This window comes from Luteimonas sp. A611 (assembly GCF_054072715.1).
The window spans coordinates 2247995-2263778 of the sequence record NZ_JBSVRP010000001.1; the positions used below are offsets into that span (position 1 = coordinate 2247995).

General features: G+C 69.4%; 11 protein-coding genes. 1 reads left to right on the forward strand and 10 read right to left on the reverse strand.

Going from position 1 to position 15784, the window contains the following annotated elements:
- Positions 1-207: 207 nt before the first annotated feature.
- The 10 genes from recX to glsA form a co-directional block, all read right to left on the reverse strand.
- Entirely contained in the window at positions 208-696 is a 489-nt protein-coding gene (recX, locus tag ACW5EG_RS09970) for a recombination regulator RecX (protein WP_457019776.1), read from the reverse strand.
- Between the two features lie 141 nt (positions 697-837).
- Entirely contained in the window at positions 838-1872 is a 1035-nt protein-coding gene (recA, locus tag ACW5EG_RS09975) for a recombinase RecA (protein ID WP_457019894.1), read from the reverse strand.
- Between the two features lie 160 nt (positions 1873-2032).
- Positions 2033-2674: a transcriptional repressor LexA gene (lexA, locus tag ACW5EG_RS09980; RefSeq protein ID WP_457019778.1), complete on the reverse strand. Its 642-nt coding sequence runs from the start codon at positions 2672-2674 to the stop codon at positions 2033-2035.
- A 138-nt stretch (positions 2675-2812) separates the two neighbouring features.
- Positions 2813-4489, reverse strand: a complete 1677-nt coding sequence (locus ACW5EG_RS09985) for an ABC1 kinase family protein (protein ID WP_457019779.1) — start codon at positions 4487-4489, stop codon at positions 2813-2815.
- A gap of 22 nt (positions 4490-4511) precedes the next feature.
- Positions 4512-5015, reverse strand: a complete 504-nt coding sequence (locus ACW5EG_RS09990) for a CinA family protein (protein WP_457019780.1) — start codon at positions 5013-5015, stop codon at positions 4512-4514.
- An 89-nt stretch (positions 5016-5104) separates the two neighbouring features.
- A complete protein-coding gene (locus ACW5EG_RS09995) occupies positions 5105-6325 on the reverse strand; it encodes an NAD(P)/FAD-dependent oxidoreductase (RefSeq protein ID WP_457019781.1) in 1221 nt (406 codons plus the stop codon).
- 47 nt (positions 6326-6372) lie between these two features.
- Complete coding sequence (locus tag ACW5EG_RS10000; protein ID WP_457019783.1) at positions 6373-7008, reverse strand: DUF937 domain-containing protein; 636 nt, start codon at positions 7006-7008, stop codon at positions 6373-6375.
- Between the two features lie 35 nt (positions 7009-7043).
- Positions 7044-9614 carry a DNA mismatch repair protein MutS gene (gene mutS, locus ACW5EG_RS10005; RefSeq protein ID WP_457019785.1) on the reverse strand — a complete coding sequence of 857 codons (2571 nt, stop codon included), beginning with the start codon at positions 9612-9614 and terminating at the stop codon, positions 7044-7046.
- 207 nt (positions 9615-9821) lie between these two features.
- Positions 9822-11471 (reverse strand): MFS transporter, encoded by a 1650-nt coding sequence (locus ACW5EG_RS10010; RefSeq protein ID WP_457019786.1) that lies wholly within the window; start codon positions 11469-11471, stop codon positions 9822-9824.
- 51 nt (positions 11472-11522) lie between these two features.
- On the reverse strand, positions 11523-12533 hold the full coding sequence (gene glsA, locus ACW5EG_RS10015; protein WP_457019788.1) for a glutaminase A: 1011 nt from the start codon (positions 12531-12533) through the stop codon (positions 11523-11525).
- A gap of 412 nt (positions 12534-12945) precedes the next feature.
- Here glsA and ACW5EG_RS10020 point away from each other — a divergent pair, with 412 nt between their 5' ends.
- Positions 12946-15627, forward strand: coding sequence for a TonB-dependent receptor (locus tag ACW5EG_RS10020; protein WP_457019790.1), 2682 nt, complete (start codon positions 12946-12948; stop codon positions 15625-15627).
- The last annotated feature ends 157 nt before the right edge of the window (positions 15628-15784 follow it).

A 15784-nucleotide genomic window follows, 5' to 3' on the forward strand; every position in this document is an offset into this window, starting at 1 on the left:
CCACACCCCAAGAAGAGGCCCACGGCCAGAGCAGGCAACCCAGCGAAGCCGCCAGATTAGCAAACCGGCCGGTACAAGTCGCCGGCAGGTGCGGTGACCCAGTGATTTCGACCGCAGCGAGCCCTGTCATTTCGACCGCAGGGAGAAATCTTCGCGCCCGGCTCCCTCCCGTCCTCGCGCACGCGACCGTCTCTTCGCGCGCCTGCCCTAGCCTTCCGACTCGTCCGGGTCGAAGCGGGTCGCTGCGCGGATGCGGTCGCCGTCGAAGCCGCGGCGCATCAGCAGTTCGGCGGCCTTGCGCCGCTGGGCGGGATCGCAGGGGCCGGCATCGCCGAATCGGCGACGCACCAGGTCGCGGGCGACCTCGGCCCAGTCGCCCTCGAAACTGGCCATCGCTGCGTCGACGGCCTCCTGATCGAGCCCATGCATGCCCAGTTCCGCGCGGACGTGCAGCGGGCCGTATCCACCGCCAGCGCGGCTGCGCACAAGCGACTGGCCAAAGCGCGCGTCGTCCTGCCAGCCGGCCTCGACCAGTTTGGCCACGGCGGACTGCGCCTCGCCCGCCTCCACGCCGCGCGCGGTCAGCTTGCGGGTGAGTTCCCGCCGCGAATGCTCGCGCCGGGTCAGCAGGCCCAGTGCCCGCTGGGTGGCGGAGAGCTGCGGGCGCTGCCGCCGCGGCCGCGGGCTGTCGCTCACAACGCCCCCGGACCCTGTCCGACCGCCGGACGGGTCGGGGTGCACTGGTCAAAATCCGCGACCAGTGACCCGTCAGCCCCCCCGGTTCCCGGAAAGGGCTGGATGAAAAGGCCGTCCCTGGCCGCGAAGATCATTCCCGACTCAGTCCGCAGCGACCGCGTCGTCATCACGCTTGGCCTCGACCACCGGCTGCAGCTTTTCGCGCAGCTCGGCTTCCAGTTTCAGGGCGACCTGGGGATTCTCCTTGAGGTAGTTGCGTGCGTTCTCCTTGCCCTGGCCGATGCGCTCGCTGCCGTAGCTGTACCAGGCGCCGGCCTTGTCGAGGAGCTTGGCCTCCACGCTCAGCTCGATCAGCTCGCCCTCGCGGCTGATGCCCTCGCCGTACAGGATCTCGGTGATGACCTGCTTGAACGGGGGCGCCATCTTGTTCTTGACCACCTTGATCCTGGTCTGGTTGCCGATGATCTCGTCGCCCTTCTTGATCGCGCCGATGCGGCGGATGTCCAGGCGCACCGAGGCATAGAACTTGAGCGCATTGCCGCCGGTGGTCACTTCCGGGCTCTGGCCCGGCATCATGATGCCGATCTTGTGGCGCAGCTGGTTGATGAAGACCACCATGCAGTTGCTGCGCTTGATGTTGCCCGTCAGCTTGCGCAGTGCCTGGCTCATCAGTCGCGCCTGCAGGCCGGGGAGCTGGTCGCCCATCTCGCCCTCGATCTCGGCGCGGGGGGTGAGCGCCGCCACCGAGTCGATCACCACCATGTCGACCGCGTTGGAGCGCACCAGCATGTCGGCGATCTCCAGCGCCTGCTCGCCGGTATCGGGCTGGCTGACCAGCAGGTCGTCGATGTTGACGCCCAGCTTCTGCGCGTAGCCCGGATCGAGCGCATGTTCGGCATCGATGAACGCGGCGGTTCCGCCAGCCTTCTGGCATTGCGCGATGGTCTGCAGGGTCAGCGTGGTCTTGCCCGAGGACTCGGGACCGTAGACCTCGACCACGCGCCCCTTGGGCAGGCCGCCGATGCCCAGCGCCATGTCCAGCATCAGCGAACCGGTGCCGATCACCTCAGCCGGCTCGACGCTGCCGTCGCCCATGCGCATCACCGAGCCCTTGCCGAACTGCTTCTCGATCTGGCTCAAGGCGGCGGAAAGGGCGCGCTTCTTGTTCTCGTCCATCTTGGTGGTCCTTGTCATGATGTTGTCGGGTTGGGTGCATCCTTGCAGGCACCCATCGCAAAGGCTGCGACGCAGGCGCCAGCGCCAATGCTGGTCATGTGCCCGCGCGCGGACTGCCGGCCAATCGCCCCGGCCGCTGTCGGAAAACCCCGCGCCTGCCTCACCGGTTCGGCCTCACCAGGCCGCAGTAGAGGCCTTCGATGGCGAAGTCCTGGTCGGGCTGCACTTCGATGGGCGCGTAGTCGGGATTGCGCGGCAGCAGGCGGATGCGGTCCTTGCCGATCTTCAGGAGCTTGACGGTGATCGCCTCATCCACGCGCGCGACCACGATCTGGCCGCTGCGCGCATCGCTGGTGCGGTGCACGCCGATCAGGTCGCCTTCGAAGATGCCCTCGTCGATCATCGAATCGCCCTTGACCTTGAGCAGGTAGTCGGGCGCGGGCGAGAACAGCGCGCGGTCCATCAGCACCATCTGCTCACTGCCGATGTCGGCGCCGATCGGCAGGCCGGCCGCCACCTGGCCCAGCACCGGCAGGTGCAGGGCGTTGTCGTTGGACGGGGGCAACTCGAGTCCGGGCTGGACCCGGGCCGGCTGCACCAGCACCCGGATGCCGCGTGCCCGGCCCGGGACGCGGCCGATGGCACCGGCGGCCTCGAGCGCTTCGAGATGATATTGCGCGGCACGCACGCCGCTGAAACCGAAGGCGCGGGCGATCTCGGCCTGCGACGGGGGGACGCCCTCGGCTTCGATGCGTTCGGCGATCAGGCCGAGGATGGCCTGCTGGGTGTCGGTGAGAGTCATGGTTAGTAGTAATACTACTAATCGATGGATGGAGCAACCGGCGTGGGCGCAGTTGTCTGATGGACGAGGCTTGGGGCTCGACGAGGTGAAGCGTCGGGTCGCGGCTGAAGCCGCTTCTACAGGGACATCGGGGTGGGGCTATCGACCGCCGCGCCAGATGGAGAACAGGACCCACATGCCGGCGATGGCGGCGCCGACGAAGCCGACGGTACCGAGGATGCGCAGGCCCGTACTGGCGCCGCTGGCGCTGTTGAGCACGATCGAGGAGCCGACGATCAACGCTGCGGTCACCACGCCCATGGTGAGCCGGCTCACCGCGCGGTCGACCTGGTCGCCGAAGGCCTTGAGCGAATCGACGTCGACGTGCACACGCAGCTTGCCACGACGGGCGGCGCGCAGCAGCCGATGCACGTCCTGCGGCATGTCGCGCGCCAGGTCGAGCAGGCCAGCCAGCGCGCGCCGGCCGCGCCTGGCCAGCACGCCGGGCGCATAGCGCTCGAGCATCGCGCGCTCGAGGAAGGGCCGCGCCGCGCTGGCCATGTCGAAGTCGGGGTCGAGCTGGCGGCCCATGCCCTCCAGGGTGAGGAAGGTCTTGATCATCAGCGCCAGGTCCGGCAGCAGGGTCAGGCCGTGCCCGCGCAGGATCGCGGTCACGTCGGCAAGCATCTGCCCCATCCGCAGGTCCTTCAGCGGCACGCCGCGGTACTGGTCGACGAAGCGGCCCACCGATTCCTGCAGCCGGCTTTCGTCGATGTCGGGGCTGTCGCCGGCCCAGTCCACCAGCACCTCGGACACGGCCTCGGCATCCTGCCCGACCAGGCCGTGCAGCAGGCGCACGATCTGGAAGCGGCGCTGCTCGGAGACGTGCCCGACCATGCCGAAGTCGATCACGCCGATCGCGCCGCCCGGCAGGTAGAAGATGTTGCCGGGGTGCGGATCGGCGTGGAAGAAGCCGTCCTGCAGCACCATCTTCAGCACCAGTCCGGCGCCAGTGCGGGCCAGTGCGCTGCGGTCGAGCCCGGCGGCATCGACCGCGGCCAGGTTGCGACCGGGAATGCCTTCCAGCCGCTCCTGCACGTTGAGCCGCTCACAGGTCCACTGCCAGTAGACCTTCGGCACCACGATGTCGGCGCGGCCCTCGAAGTTGCGCGCGATGCGCTCGGCGCTGCGGCATTCGGCGGCGAAATCAAGCTCGCGCCGCAGTGATGCGGCGAACTGGCGCAGGGTGTCGGCCGGATGGAAGCGGCGCAGTTCCGGCATCTGCTTCTCGACGATCGTGGCCAGGTGCGAGAGCAGGCGCAGGTCGGCCTCGACCACGTCGCGGATGCCCGGGCGGCGGACCTTGAGGATCACCGGCGTGCCATCGGCCAACGTCGCGCGGTGGGCCTGCGCCAGCGAGGCGGCGGCGATCGGCACGTGCTCGAGGTCGGCGAACACGCTGTCGGGGTCGGCGCCGAGATCCTCGGTGAGCTGTGGCCGCACCAGTTCGAAGTCGACCGGCGGCACCGCATTCTGCAGTTCGGACAGTTCCTCGATCCAGCGCGGCGGCAGCATGTCCACGCGGGTGGCCAGGACCTGGCCGAGCTTGACGAAGGTGGGCCCGAGGTCCTGCAGCGCGGCGCGCACGCGCTCGGGCACCTCGAGCTGCAGCAGCCCATCCTCCACCCCCCGCCAGTGCACCAGGCGCCCTGCCCGCTCGAGCGCGCCGGCAAGGCCGACACGGCGGGCGATGTCACCGAATCCGTAGCGGACCAGGACACGGGCGATGTCCTGCAGTCGCCCGAGGTCGCGGACAGTGCCAAGCGTCTCCCACATCACGCCCGTCCCCGCGCCGGCATCACGACAGCGCGCCGTCGATGCCGCGCAACGCGGCGGCAACGGTCTGCCTGCGCACCGACTCGCGGTCGCCGTCGAACTGGAACAGCTCTGCGCGCGCATAGCCGCCGCGTCGCTTCCATGCAATCCACACCGTGCCCACCGGCTTGTCGGCACTGCCGCCACCGGGGCCGGCGATACCGGTGACCGCCACCCCGACCGATGCGCCTGAATGCACCAGCGCGCCGGACACCATTTCGATCGCGGTTTCGCGGCTGACCGCGCCGTGCACTTCCAGCGTCTGCGGCGACACGCCCAGCAGCGCCTGCTTGGCCTCGTAGCTGTAGGCGGCCATGCCGCAGTCGAACCAGTCCGACGATCCGGCGATATCGGTCACCACCTTGGCGATCCAGCCGCCGGTACAGCTTTCCGCGGTCACCAGCATGTGGTGGCCCTCGCGCAGCTGCTCGCCCACGCGGGTTGCGAGTTGGCTCAGAACGTCATCGGAAAACAGCTGGCTGGACATGGACAAGGCAGGCGGACAGGGCATGTCTTTGTACCCGAAACCGACTCGGATCGCAGATCCACGGCACGGCGCGCGCCGTGCCTGCGCGATCAGGCTGCGCTGCCCGCAGCGTGGCCCGAGGCCCATGCCCACTGGAAGTTGTATCCGCCCAGCCAACCGGTCACGTCCACGACCTCACCAATGAAGTACAGCCCCGGCACGCGGCGCGACATCATCGTGGCCGAGGACAGCCCGTCCGTATCCACGCCGCCCAGCGTGACTTCGGCGGTGCGGTAGCCCTCGGTGCCGCTGGCCACCAGCGGCCAGCTGCGCAGCGTGTCGGCCGCCGCGTGCAGCTGCGCCGGCGTGAGCTGCTTCATCGGCCGGTCGGGCAGCCACACCTCGCACAGGCGCTGCGCAAATCGGCGCGGCAGTACTTCGGCCAGCACGCTGCGCAGCGCGGCGTCGGGGCGTTCGCGCTGCTGCTGCGCAAGCCAGGCGGGGGCATCGAGCGCAGGCAGCAGGTCCAGGCGCAGGTCGTCGCCCGGCTGCCAGTACGAGGAGACCTGCAGGATCGCCGGCCCGCTCAGGCCGCGGTGGGTGAGCAGCATCCGGTTGCGGAAGCTGGCGCCATTGCACTGCGCCTCGATGTCGAAGGCCACGCCGGACAGGTCGTGCAGCCGCTCCAGGTGCTTGCCGCTGAGCGTCAGCGGAACCAGGCCGGCGCGCGTGGGGAGGACCTCGTGCCCGAACTGGCGCGCGACTGCGTAGCCAAAGCCGCTCGCGCCCATGCTGGGGATCGACAGCCCACCGCTGGCAATCACCAGGGCGCCGCATTCGATCACACCGAGCGTCGTCCGCAGCCTGAAATGGCGCTCGCCGACCTGCTCGATCGCATCCACGCTGCAGAGTGCGTGCACCTGCGCGCCGACCGCGGCGGCTTCGTCCAGCAGCATGCGCACGATCAGCCTGGAGGACTCGTCGCAGAACAGCTGGCCGAGTTCCTTCTCGTGGTACGCGATGCGATGGCGCTCGACCATTTCGATGAAGTCCGCCGGCGTGTAGCGCGCCAGCGCCGACTTGCAGAAGTGCGGGTTGGCCGACAGGAAGTTCGCGGGCGTGGTGCCGGTGTTGGTGAAGTTGCAGCGGCCGCCACCCGACATGAGGATCTTCTTGCCGACCTTGTTGGCGTGGTCGAGCACCAGTACGCGGCGGCCGCGCGCGGCTGCGGTGATCGCGCACATCAGGCCGGCGGCACCGGCGCCGATGACCACGACGTCGGCTTCGGTGGCGGGACTGCCGGCGTCGGGTTGCGGACGATCCGTGTTCATCGCGCGCGGTCGGGCCGTCCGGTCGCTGCAACGCGGTACCGCATCGCTCAGCGCTTGCCGCCCAGCAGCCCGCCGCCGATCTTGAGCAGGTCGCCAAGCCCGAGCTGGCCGTCGCCGTCCTGGTCGAGCACGGCGCCAAGCAGGCCACCGCCGACGCCGCCCTGCTGGCGCACCTGCTGTTGCTCCTGGCCCAGGATCGAGCCCAGCAACTGTGCGTTCGGATCGCGCTGCGCCAGTTCGCCCTCACCGCGGTTCTGGAACAGCTGCCGCGCCAGGAAGGCGAGCACGATCGGCGCGAGGATCTTCATCAGCTGGCCGGCCTTGTCGTTGCCAAGGCCGGTGGCCTGGCCGAGCCCAGCTTCAGCGCGCGGAAGCTGGCCGCCCAGCACGTGGCCGAGGATGCCGGCACCGTTGGTCTGGCGCGACTGCGCGCCGCCCAGCACCGCACCCAGCAGCCCGCCCAGGTCGCCGGTCCCGGAGAAATCGTTCTGCAGCGCGCTGTACAGCGATTCGGCACCCTGCGGCTGGCTGGCGTTGCGGCCGAGCGCACCGAGCAGCAGCGGCAGCGCCGCGGTGACCGCGCCTGCGGTCTGTGCCTGCCCGGCGCCGAGCTGCTGCGCGATCTGCTGCAGCGGTGCGCCCTGGAGCTGTTCGAACAACTGGTCGGTCAGCGAACTGGACATGGCAGGTCTCCGGAAATGGCGCGCGGCGCGGGCGGCTACTGTATCCCCTTGAGCCGGTACAGCGCCTCCAGCGCCTGCTTCGGGGTGAGTTCGTCCGGATCGATCGAGGCCAGTGCCTCCATTGCCGCCGAGGACTGCGCGAACAGCCCGAACTGCTGCGGCTGGTCGATGCGCTCGGCCGACATCGGCGCCGACGTGGTCGCACCGTCCCCGCGCTGCTCGAGTTCGGCCAGGCGCCCGCGCGCATCGCGGATCACCGCCTTCGGCAGGCCGGCCAGCGCGGCCACCTGCAGGCCGAAGCTGCGGTTGGCCGGTCCGTCCTTGACCGCGTGCATGAACACCAGCGTTTCGTTGCCGTGGCCGTCGTGGTGCTCCACCGCGTCCAGGTGCACGTTGGCGATGCCGCTGCCGGGCGTGGCCAGCGCGGTCAGCTCGAAATAATGCGTGGCGAACAGCGTGTAGCTGCGGTTGCTGGCGGCCAGGTGCCGCGCGCAGGCCTCGGCCAGCGCGAGGCCGTCGTAGGTCGAGGTGCCGCGACCAATCTCGTCCATCAGCACCAGCGACTGCGCGGTGGCGTGGTGCAGGATGTAGCTGGTCTCGGCCATCTCGACCATGAAGGTCGACTGGCCCTTCGCCAGGTCGTCGCCCGCGCCGATGCGGGTGAGGATGCGGTCGATCGGTCCGATCTCGGCACGCGCCGCCGGCACGAAGCTGCCGATGTGCGCGAGCAGCACGATCAGCGCGTTCTGGCGCATGTAGGTGCTCTTGCCGCCCATGTTCGGACCGGTGATGACCAGCATGCGCAGCCCGCTCCCGTCAGGATCGCCGTCGAGCACCAGGTCGTTGGGCTCGAAGGGCTGGTCGCGCACCGCCTCGACCACGGGATGACGGCCACGCTCGATGCACAGGCCGGGTTCGGGCTTCAGCACCGGGCGCGACCAGTCCAGCGCCTGCGCGCGTTCGGCGAAGGCTGCCAGCACATCGAGCTCGCTCAGCGCGGCGGCGCATTGGCGCAGCGGTTCGAGCCTGGCGTTGAGCGCGTCGAGCAGTTGCTCGTACAGCAGCCGCTCGCGCGCCAGCGCGCGTTCGCGCGCCGACAGCACCTTGTCCTCGAAGGTCTTGAGTTCCTCGGTGATGTAGCGCTCGGCGTTGGTCAGCGTCTGCCGGCGACTGTAGTGCGCCGGCGCCCTGCCCGCCTGCGCCTTGCTCACCTCGATGAAGTAGCCATGCACGCGGTTGTAGCCGACCTTGAGCGTGGCGATGCCGGTCGCTGCCTTCTCGCGCGCCTCCAGGTCGACCAGGAACTGGTCGGCGTGGGTGCTGAGCCTGCGCAGCTCGTCGAGTTCGGCGTCATGGCCGTCGGCGAACACGCCGCCATCGCGCGCCAGCACCGGCGGTTGCTCGACCAGCGCCTGCGCCAGCAGCGAGGCTTCGGCGTCGTGCTCACCGAGCTGGCCGGACAGTTCGCGCAGGCGCGGCGCATCCAGCGGCGCCAGCAGATCGCGCAGCGACGGCAGCATCGCCAGTCCGTCGCGCAGCGTCGACAGGTCGCGCGGCCGCGCCGAGCGCAGCGCGATGCGCGAGAGGATCCGCTCCAGGTCGCCCAGCGCGCGGAAGCGCTCGCGCAGCGTGTCCTCGCAGCGGTGGTGGATCAGGGTTGCGACCGCGTCGTGGCGCAGGCGCACGGTGTCCTGCTCGCGCAGCGGCCGGTGCAGCCAGCGCCGCAGCATCCGCCCGCCCATCGGCGAGACGGTGCTGTCGAGCACGCCGAGCAGGGTGTGGCGGGTGTCGCCGTCGACGCGGGTGTCGAGTTCGAGGTGGCGGCGCGTGGCCGCGTTCATGGCGATCGCGCCATCGCCGCTTTCCACCGCGAGCGAGGTCAGGTGCGGCAGGCGCTGTTTCTGCGTTTCCTCCACGTAGCCCAGCAGCGCGCCTGCCGCGGCGATGGCCAGCGGCCGGTCCTCGATGCCGAAGCCGGTGAGATCGTGCAGGCCGAAGAAGCGAAGCAGCTGGCGACGTCCCGTGTCCGGGTCGAACAGCCACGGCGCGCGCCGACGCATACCGGTGCGCTCCTGCAGCGATGACGGCCAGCCTTCCTCGTCGGGCAGCAGCAGTTCGGCCGGATCGAGCCGGGCCAGCTCGGCCTCCAGCTGGTCCTGGTTGGCGACCTCGTTGACCAGGAAGCGCCCCGCCGACAGGTCCGCCCAGGCCAGGCCGTAACCGGCCTTGCCGCGCACCAGCGCCAGCAGCAGCGTGTCGCGCCGCTCGTTGAGCAGGGCCTCGTCGGTGACCGTGCCGGGGGTGACGATCCGCACCACCTTGCGTTCGACCAGGCCCTTGCTCGCGGCCGGGTCGCCGATCTGTTCACAGATCGCCACCGACTCGCCCAGCGCCACCAGCCGCGCCAGGTAGCCTTCCGACGCGTGGTGCGGCACGCCGGCCATCGGGATCGGTTGCCCGGCGGAACTGCCGCGCTGGGTCAGGGTGATGTCGAGCAGTCGCGCGGCCTTGCGCGCGTCGTCGTGGAACAGCTCGTAGAAATCTCCCATCCGGAAGAACAGCAGCACGTCGGGGTGCTCCGCCTTGGCGGCGAAGTACTGCTTCATCAGGGGCGTGTGTTCGGTGGCCTTGCCCGGCGCTGGGGAATGGGCGGGATCGGGGCGCTGCAAAGAGGACGGTCTCGGTGGATGGATGGAACGGCAAGTGTATGCCGCGGCGCCCGCGCGGACAGGACCGGGGGCGGGAGCGTTGCACCGCCGCCGCGGCGGGGAAGGGAACCACGGCCACGGCGGTGCATCGCCCCGCCGCCGGAATCAGGCGTCGGCCGACGCTGCTCCCCCCTTCGGGACGGGCTGCGGGTCCGGGTCGGGAATCTCGCCTGGCCGGTAGTTCGGCAGGCGGCCGGCGGGGAAGATCGCCAGCAGCGCGAAGCCGGCCATCAGCAGCAGCGCGATCTTCAACGCGCGCAGCCGCGACTCGGTGTTGATCCGGATCGCTTCGGCCTTCTGCGCCGGGGTGGCGTTGGTGGCCTCGACGAGCGCGGCAAGCTGCTCGTTGCTGACGAAAGTGATGCGGTCGAGCGGCATCTGCGCCTGCAGCTCCTCCGTCAGCTGCGGGGTGGCGGCGACGTTGCGCATCACCGCCGCGCTCAGCAGGCCCACCAGCAGCGCGCCGGCGACCGCAGTGCCCACGGCCGCGGCCAGGTTGTTGGTGGTGCCGCGCAGCGAGCCGACATCGCCGGCCAGTTCCTTGGGCGAGGAGGTCACCAGCACGTTGAACAGCAGGGTCACCAGCGATCCCTGGCCGATGCCGAACACGATCAGGCCGGCCATCACAGGCACTTCGCTCCAGTCGTTGCGGATCACGAAGGCCAGCCACAGCAGTGCGACCGCGCACAGCACGAATCCCCCCCGCCCGATCTGGCGCGGGGTGAAGCGCGTATAGAAGCGCACGATCAGCATCGCCGCGAAGAACACAGTGAGGTTGAACGGCAGCATCGCCACGGCCGTGGCCATCGGGCTGCGTCCCTGCACGATCTGGATGTACAGCGGCACCGAGAAGTTCAGCACCGCCTCCAGGGCCACCACCGTGAACATGGCGTAGACTGCGGCACGCTCCTGCGGCGAGTCGAGCACCTCCAGCGGCAGCAGCGGTGTCCTGCCCAGGCGCTCGCGCCGCCGGGTCCAGCTCAGGAACGCCTGTCCCAGCGCGACGCCGACAACGATCATCGCCGGCGCCGGCGATACGCCGAACAGGTTGAACGGCGCGCCGGGTCGCGCCAGCCCGATGCCCCAGGTGTTGAGGTTGTTGAAGCCGAAGCTGATCAGCACGATCGCCGAGGCCGCGAGCAGAACGCCGACGCCATCGATGCGCACGTCGGGGCGACCGCCGTCGGAGCGCAACCGGAAACTGAGCAGGAACACCAGCGCCGACACGGCCATCAGCAGGCCAAAGGCCGGCCGCCAGCCGATCGTCGTGCCGAGAATGCCGCCGATCAGGAACGCCGCGACGCCCGCGCCCGCGCGGGCCGAGCCCAGTGCGCCCAGCGCCGTGGCCTGCTGCGTGCCGCGGTAGTTTTCCGCGATCAGCGCCACCAGCGACGGCACGATCGCGGCGCCGGCGGCGCCGCACAGCGCCTGCGCGGTGATCATGGCGTTGGCGCTGGGGGAGAAGGTCATCAGCCCCTGCGCGGCGCCGAACAGCGCCACCGCCGCGCGGAACACGCGCAGCGCGCCGAAGCGCTGCACCAGCTTGGCGCCCAGCATCACGAAACCGGCCACGATCATCGAATAGGCGACGATGCCGGTGGCCACCACCGTGGGCGCCACCCCAAAGCTGTCGACCATGCCGCCCAGCGCGACCGGCAGCGAGGCGACGTTGTAGGACATGATCGCCTGGCCCAAGGCGATGGCGATCATCGGGACCCAGGATTCGCGTCGGTCCTGCATGTCAGTCGCGTTCATGCGAGTTCCTTTTTCTGGTGGTGCAACGGTTCCGCGCGACGCGCGCCGGGACTACGGCCAGCCGCTCGACGGCGTGGACATCAGCAGGTCAAGGCCGAGGCGCTGCGACAGGGACTGCGCGGCGAGCTGCCCGCGCACGCTGTTGCCGGCCTCGTCCAGCGGCGGTGAGAAGGTGCCGAGCCCGCCCTTTCCGGGCGACACGGTGACGATGCCGCCACCGATGCCGCTCTTGCCCGGCAGGCCGATTTCGTAGAGCCAGTCGCCCGAGGTTTCGTACATGCCCGCGGTCAGCATCACTGCCAGCACGTAGTGGCCCACGTCGGGCCTGACCACGTACTCGCGGGTGAGCGGGTTGAAGCCGCCGTTGGCGAGCGTGGCCCCCATCAGCGCCAGGTCGTGGGCGGTGACGTCGAGCGAGCACTGGCGGGTATAGAGTTCGACCGCCTCGGTCGGATCGCACCAGATCGCGCCGTTGCTGTGCAGGAACGAGGCGATCGCGCGATTGCGATGGTTGGTCTCGCTGGCCGAGGCGAACACCTCGTCGTTGAGATACAGCTCGCGTCCGGCGAAGCGCGACAGGCCGCCGCGCAGGAACTCCCATCGCTGCTCGATGGTTGCGCCGGGCGCCAGGCTGGTGGTGGCAATCGCGCCGGCGTTGACCATCGGATTGCTGCGCGCGCCGGGCTGCCGTTCGATCCCGGCCACCGAATTGAACGCATAGCCGGTGGCGTTGGCGCCGATGCGCTCGCGCGCGCCGGTGGCGCCGATCAGGTCGCAGACCAGCGCGAACACGAACGGCTTGGACACGCTCATGATGGTGAACGGGTGTGAGGCATCGCCGACCGAGAAGACCTGGCCGTCCACGCCTGCGACGCAGATGCCGAACAGATCGGGCGACACACGCGCCAGGGCCGGATACACCTGCGACACCTGCCCCTGGTCCAGGGAGGCGAAGCGGGCATGTGCGTCGATGACGAGCTGGCGCACCCGCGCCGCGTCGGGAAGGCGCCCCGTGGAGACATGGGACAGCTGCGGATCGACCAGCGGTTCGAGCAGATCCATGCTCCTCCCTCGCCGCGTTTGGCGGCAGCAGGCGTGCGCGTGCACGAAGGCCGCGCGAACCAGGCCGGCGTGGCGGCGCATGCAGCCTACTGCGGCCGGAGACGCTCCGCAACTGCGCGCCGCCAGGCGGTGCTTGGCGGTTGGCCGCGTCGCCGGTCCGGGCGGTATCCGGGCACTCCGGCGGCGCTGGGGAGGGGGCCGCCCATACGCAAACGCACGGGGCGCTTCCCATATTCCGTAATTATGTTAGGTTTTTGTTTGCTCCAGGTTTTCCGGAAGCCGGCCAGTCCCCCACGCGGGCCGTTATTTCCGAGGTCCACCCGCGGCGCCCGCCGCGGCCGGCCGCGCATCGTTGTCGCAGCATCCGCTTCGCGTCACCGCAGTGCCATTCCAACCTATTGGGGGAGTTCTCATGGCGTCAGGCCATCCGCAGCGCAACACACTTGCCGTCGCCCTGTTCTCGGCGATCGTTTCCATGGCCGCTCCGGCGGCTGCCCAGGATTCCGCAGCAGCACCGGCAGAGGAAACCAGGACCCTGGCCACCCTGACCGTGACTGCGCAAAAGCGCGAGGAAGCCCTGCAGGACGTGCCCATCTCGGTCACCGCGCTGGACGAGCAGTTGCTGCGCGATGCCAGCGTGCGCGACATCAAGGACCTGCAGATCCTGGTGCCTGGCCTCACCGTCACCAGCACCCAGAACGAGGCCATCACCACCGCCCGCATCCGCGGCATCGGCACGGTGGGCGACAACGTCGGCCTGGAATCGTCGGTGGGCGTGGTGATCGACGGCGTCTACCGGCCGCGCAACAGCGTCGGCTTCGGCGACCTCGGTCAGCTCGAGCGGATCGAGGTGCTCAAGGGTCCGCAGGGCACGGTGTTCGGCAAGAACACCTCGGCCGGCGTGATCAACGTGATCACCCGGCGCCCGGGCTACACCCAGAGCGCCGAGGCCGAGGTGACCGCCGGCAACTACGGCGCGCTCGGCGTGGCCGCCAGCTACAACGACAGCTTCAGCGACAGCGCCACGTTCAGCGTCTACGCGGCCAAGCGCAAGCGCGACGGCTGGATGGACGTGGAGACCGGCAACGGCCCGCGCACCGAGGACGAGGACTACGACCAGAACTTCCACACGCTGCGCGGCAAGCTGCTGTTCGAGCCGTCCGAAAGCCTCGAGATCCTGCTTTCGGCCGACTACACCAGTCGCGAGGAGAACTGCTGCACCGCCGTACAGACCACCGTGGGCGGCACCGCCCCGATCCTCAACGCGCTGGCCGGCGGCCAGGCTCTCGCGGCGCCTGGCGACGATCCCTTCGACCGGGTCGCCTACAGCAACCGCCCGACCACCCAGGACATCAAGGAAAGCGGCGTTTCGGCCGAGATCAACTGGGACATCGGCGCCCTGGGCGGCGCGACGCTGACCTCGATCACCGCTTCGCGCGAATGGGAGGCGATCAACGGCCTCGACTACGACTTCAGCACCGCCGACCTGCTCTACCGCAACGCCAACGAGGACGAGTCGTATACCGGCTTCGAGACCTTCAGCCAGGAGCTGCGCCTGACCGGTTCGACCGACCGGCTCGACTGGATGGTCGGGATGTTCTATGCCGACGAGGACCTGACGCGCAACGAGAGCTACCGCGTCGGCCCGCACTACGAGCCCTATGTGTCCACCCTTGTCTATACGCTGGTGGGACAGGGTCTGGCCGCCGCTGGCATTCCGCTGGACAACCCGCTGGGCATTCCGCCCGCGGCGTTCTTGTCGCAGGTGGGCGGCACGCCCTACGGCAGCGGATTCACAGGCCTGGGCGCGCTCGACCGCTACGAGCAGAACGCGAAGAGCCTGGCGCTGTTCACCAACAACACCTGGCACGCAACGGACGCGCTCGACCTCACGCTCGGTCTGCGCTACACCCGCGAGGACAAGGAACTGACCTCGGACTACAGCAACCCGAACGGCAGCCTGGCCTGCACCGGCGCACTCACCGATCAGAATCCGCTCAACCCGGGCCGTTACGCTCGGCTGCGGGCGGCACTGAGTTCGCGCAGCAGCACGTTTGCCAGCCTGCCGGCCGCGGTGCAGAACGCCATCATGACCGGGACGCCCGCCAGCCCGGGCGTTGGCCCGCAGATCGCTGGCTACATGTGCCTGCCCTGGGCCAACGCGCTGCACAACTCGCCGGCACGCGACACCTTCCAGGAGAGCGAGGAGAAGGAGTGGTCGGGCACGTTGAAGGCGGCCTACCGCTGGAACGAGAGCGTCATGACCTACCTGTCGGCCGCGCGCGGCTACAAGGGCGGCGGCTTCAATCTGGATCGCGTGCAGTCGGCCGACGGCGATTCCGCCAGCGGCGCGGGCATCACCCCGGTGCTGGATACCTCGTTCGACGGCGAGTTCGTGGACAGCTACGAACTCGGTGCCAAGACCACCTGGGCCGGCGGATCGCTGCTGCTCAACGCCACGCTGTTCCACCAGGAGTACGAGGACTTCCAGCTCAACAGCTTCCTGGGCACCAGCTTCGTGGTGCGCTCGATCCCGAAGGTCACCTCGAAGGGCGTGGATGCGGAAATCCTGTGGCAGCCGCAGGCGGTCCAGGGCCTGATGCTGCAGGGCGGCCTGATGTATGCCGACACCACCTTCGGCGACGACATCCCGGGGGTGGACTTCGTCGAGCGCACGCCGCTCAGCACCTCGGGTGCGCTGTACAAGCTGCCCGGCGCGACGATGCCGTTCGCGCCGGAGTGGTCGGGCTCGATGGCGGTCACCTACGAGTGGGACTTCAGCAACGCGATGGTCGGCCGCTTCAACATCGGCGCGAAGTACATGGGCGACTACAACACCGGCTCGGACCTTGACGTCGAGAAGCACCAGTCGTCCTACACGGTGGTCAACGCCCGCTTCGGCATTGGCGCCGAAGACAGCCGTTGGGTGGTCGAGCTCTGGGGCACCAACATCACCGACACCGACTATGTGCAGGTCGGCTTCGACGCTCCGTTGCAGGGGCTGTTCCCGGACCCGGGCAACCCGCTCAACACCTTCAACGCCTTCCCGGCGGCGCCGCGGATGTATGGCGTGACCCTGCGCGTCCGCTACTGAGTCCAGCTTCGCGTAAACCGGCCCGCGCATCGCAGGATGCGCGGGCTTTTTCTTGCGGCGCCGGAAGGATCTCCGTCGCCACGCAGTTCTGTAGGAGCGGCTTCAGCCGCGAAAGGGACTTCCGTGGGCGCGTGCCCGGTTCTCGATCGCGGCTGTA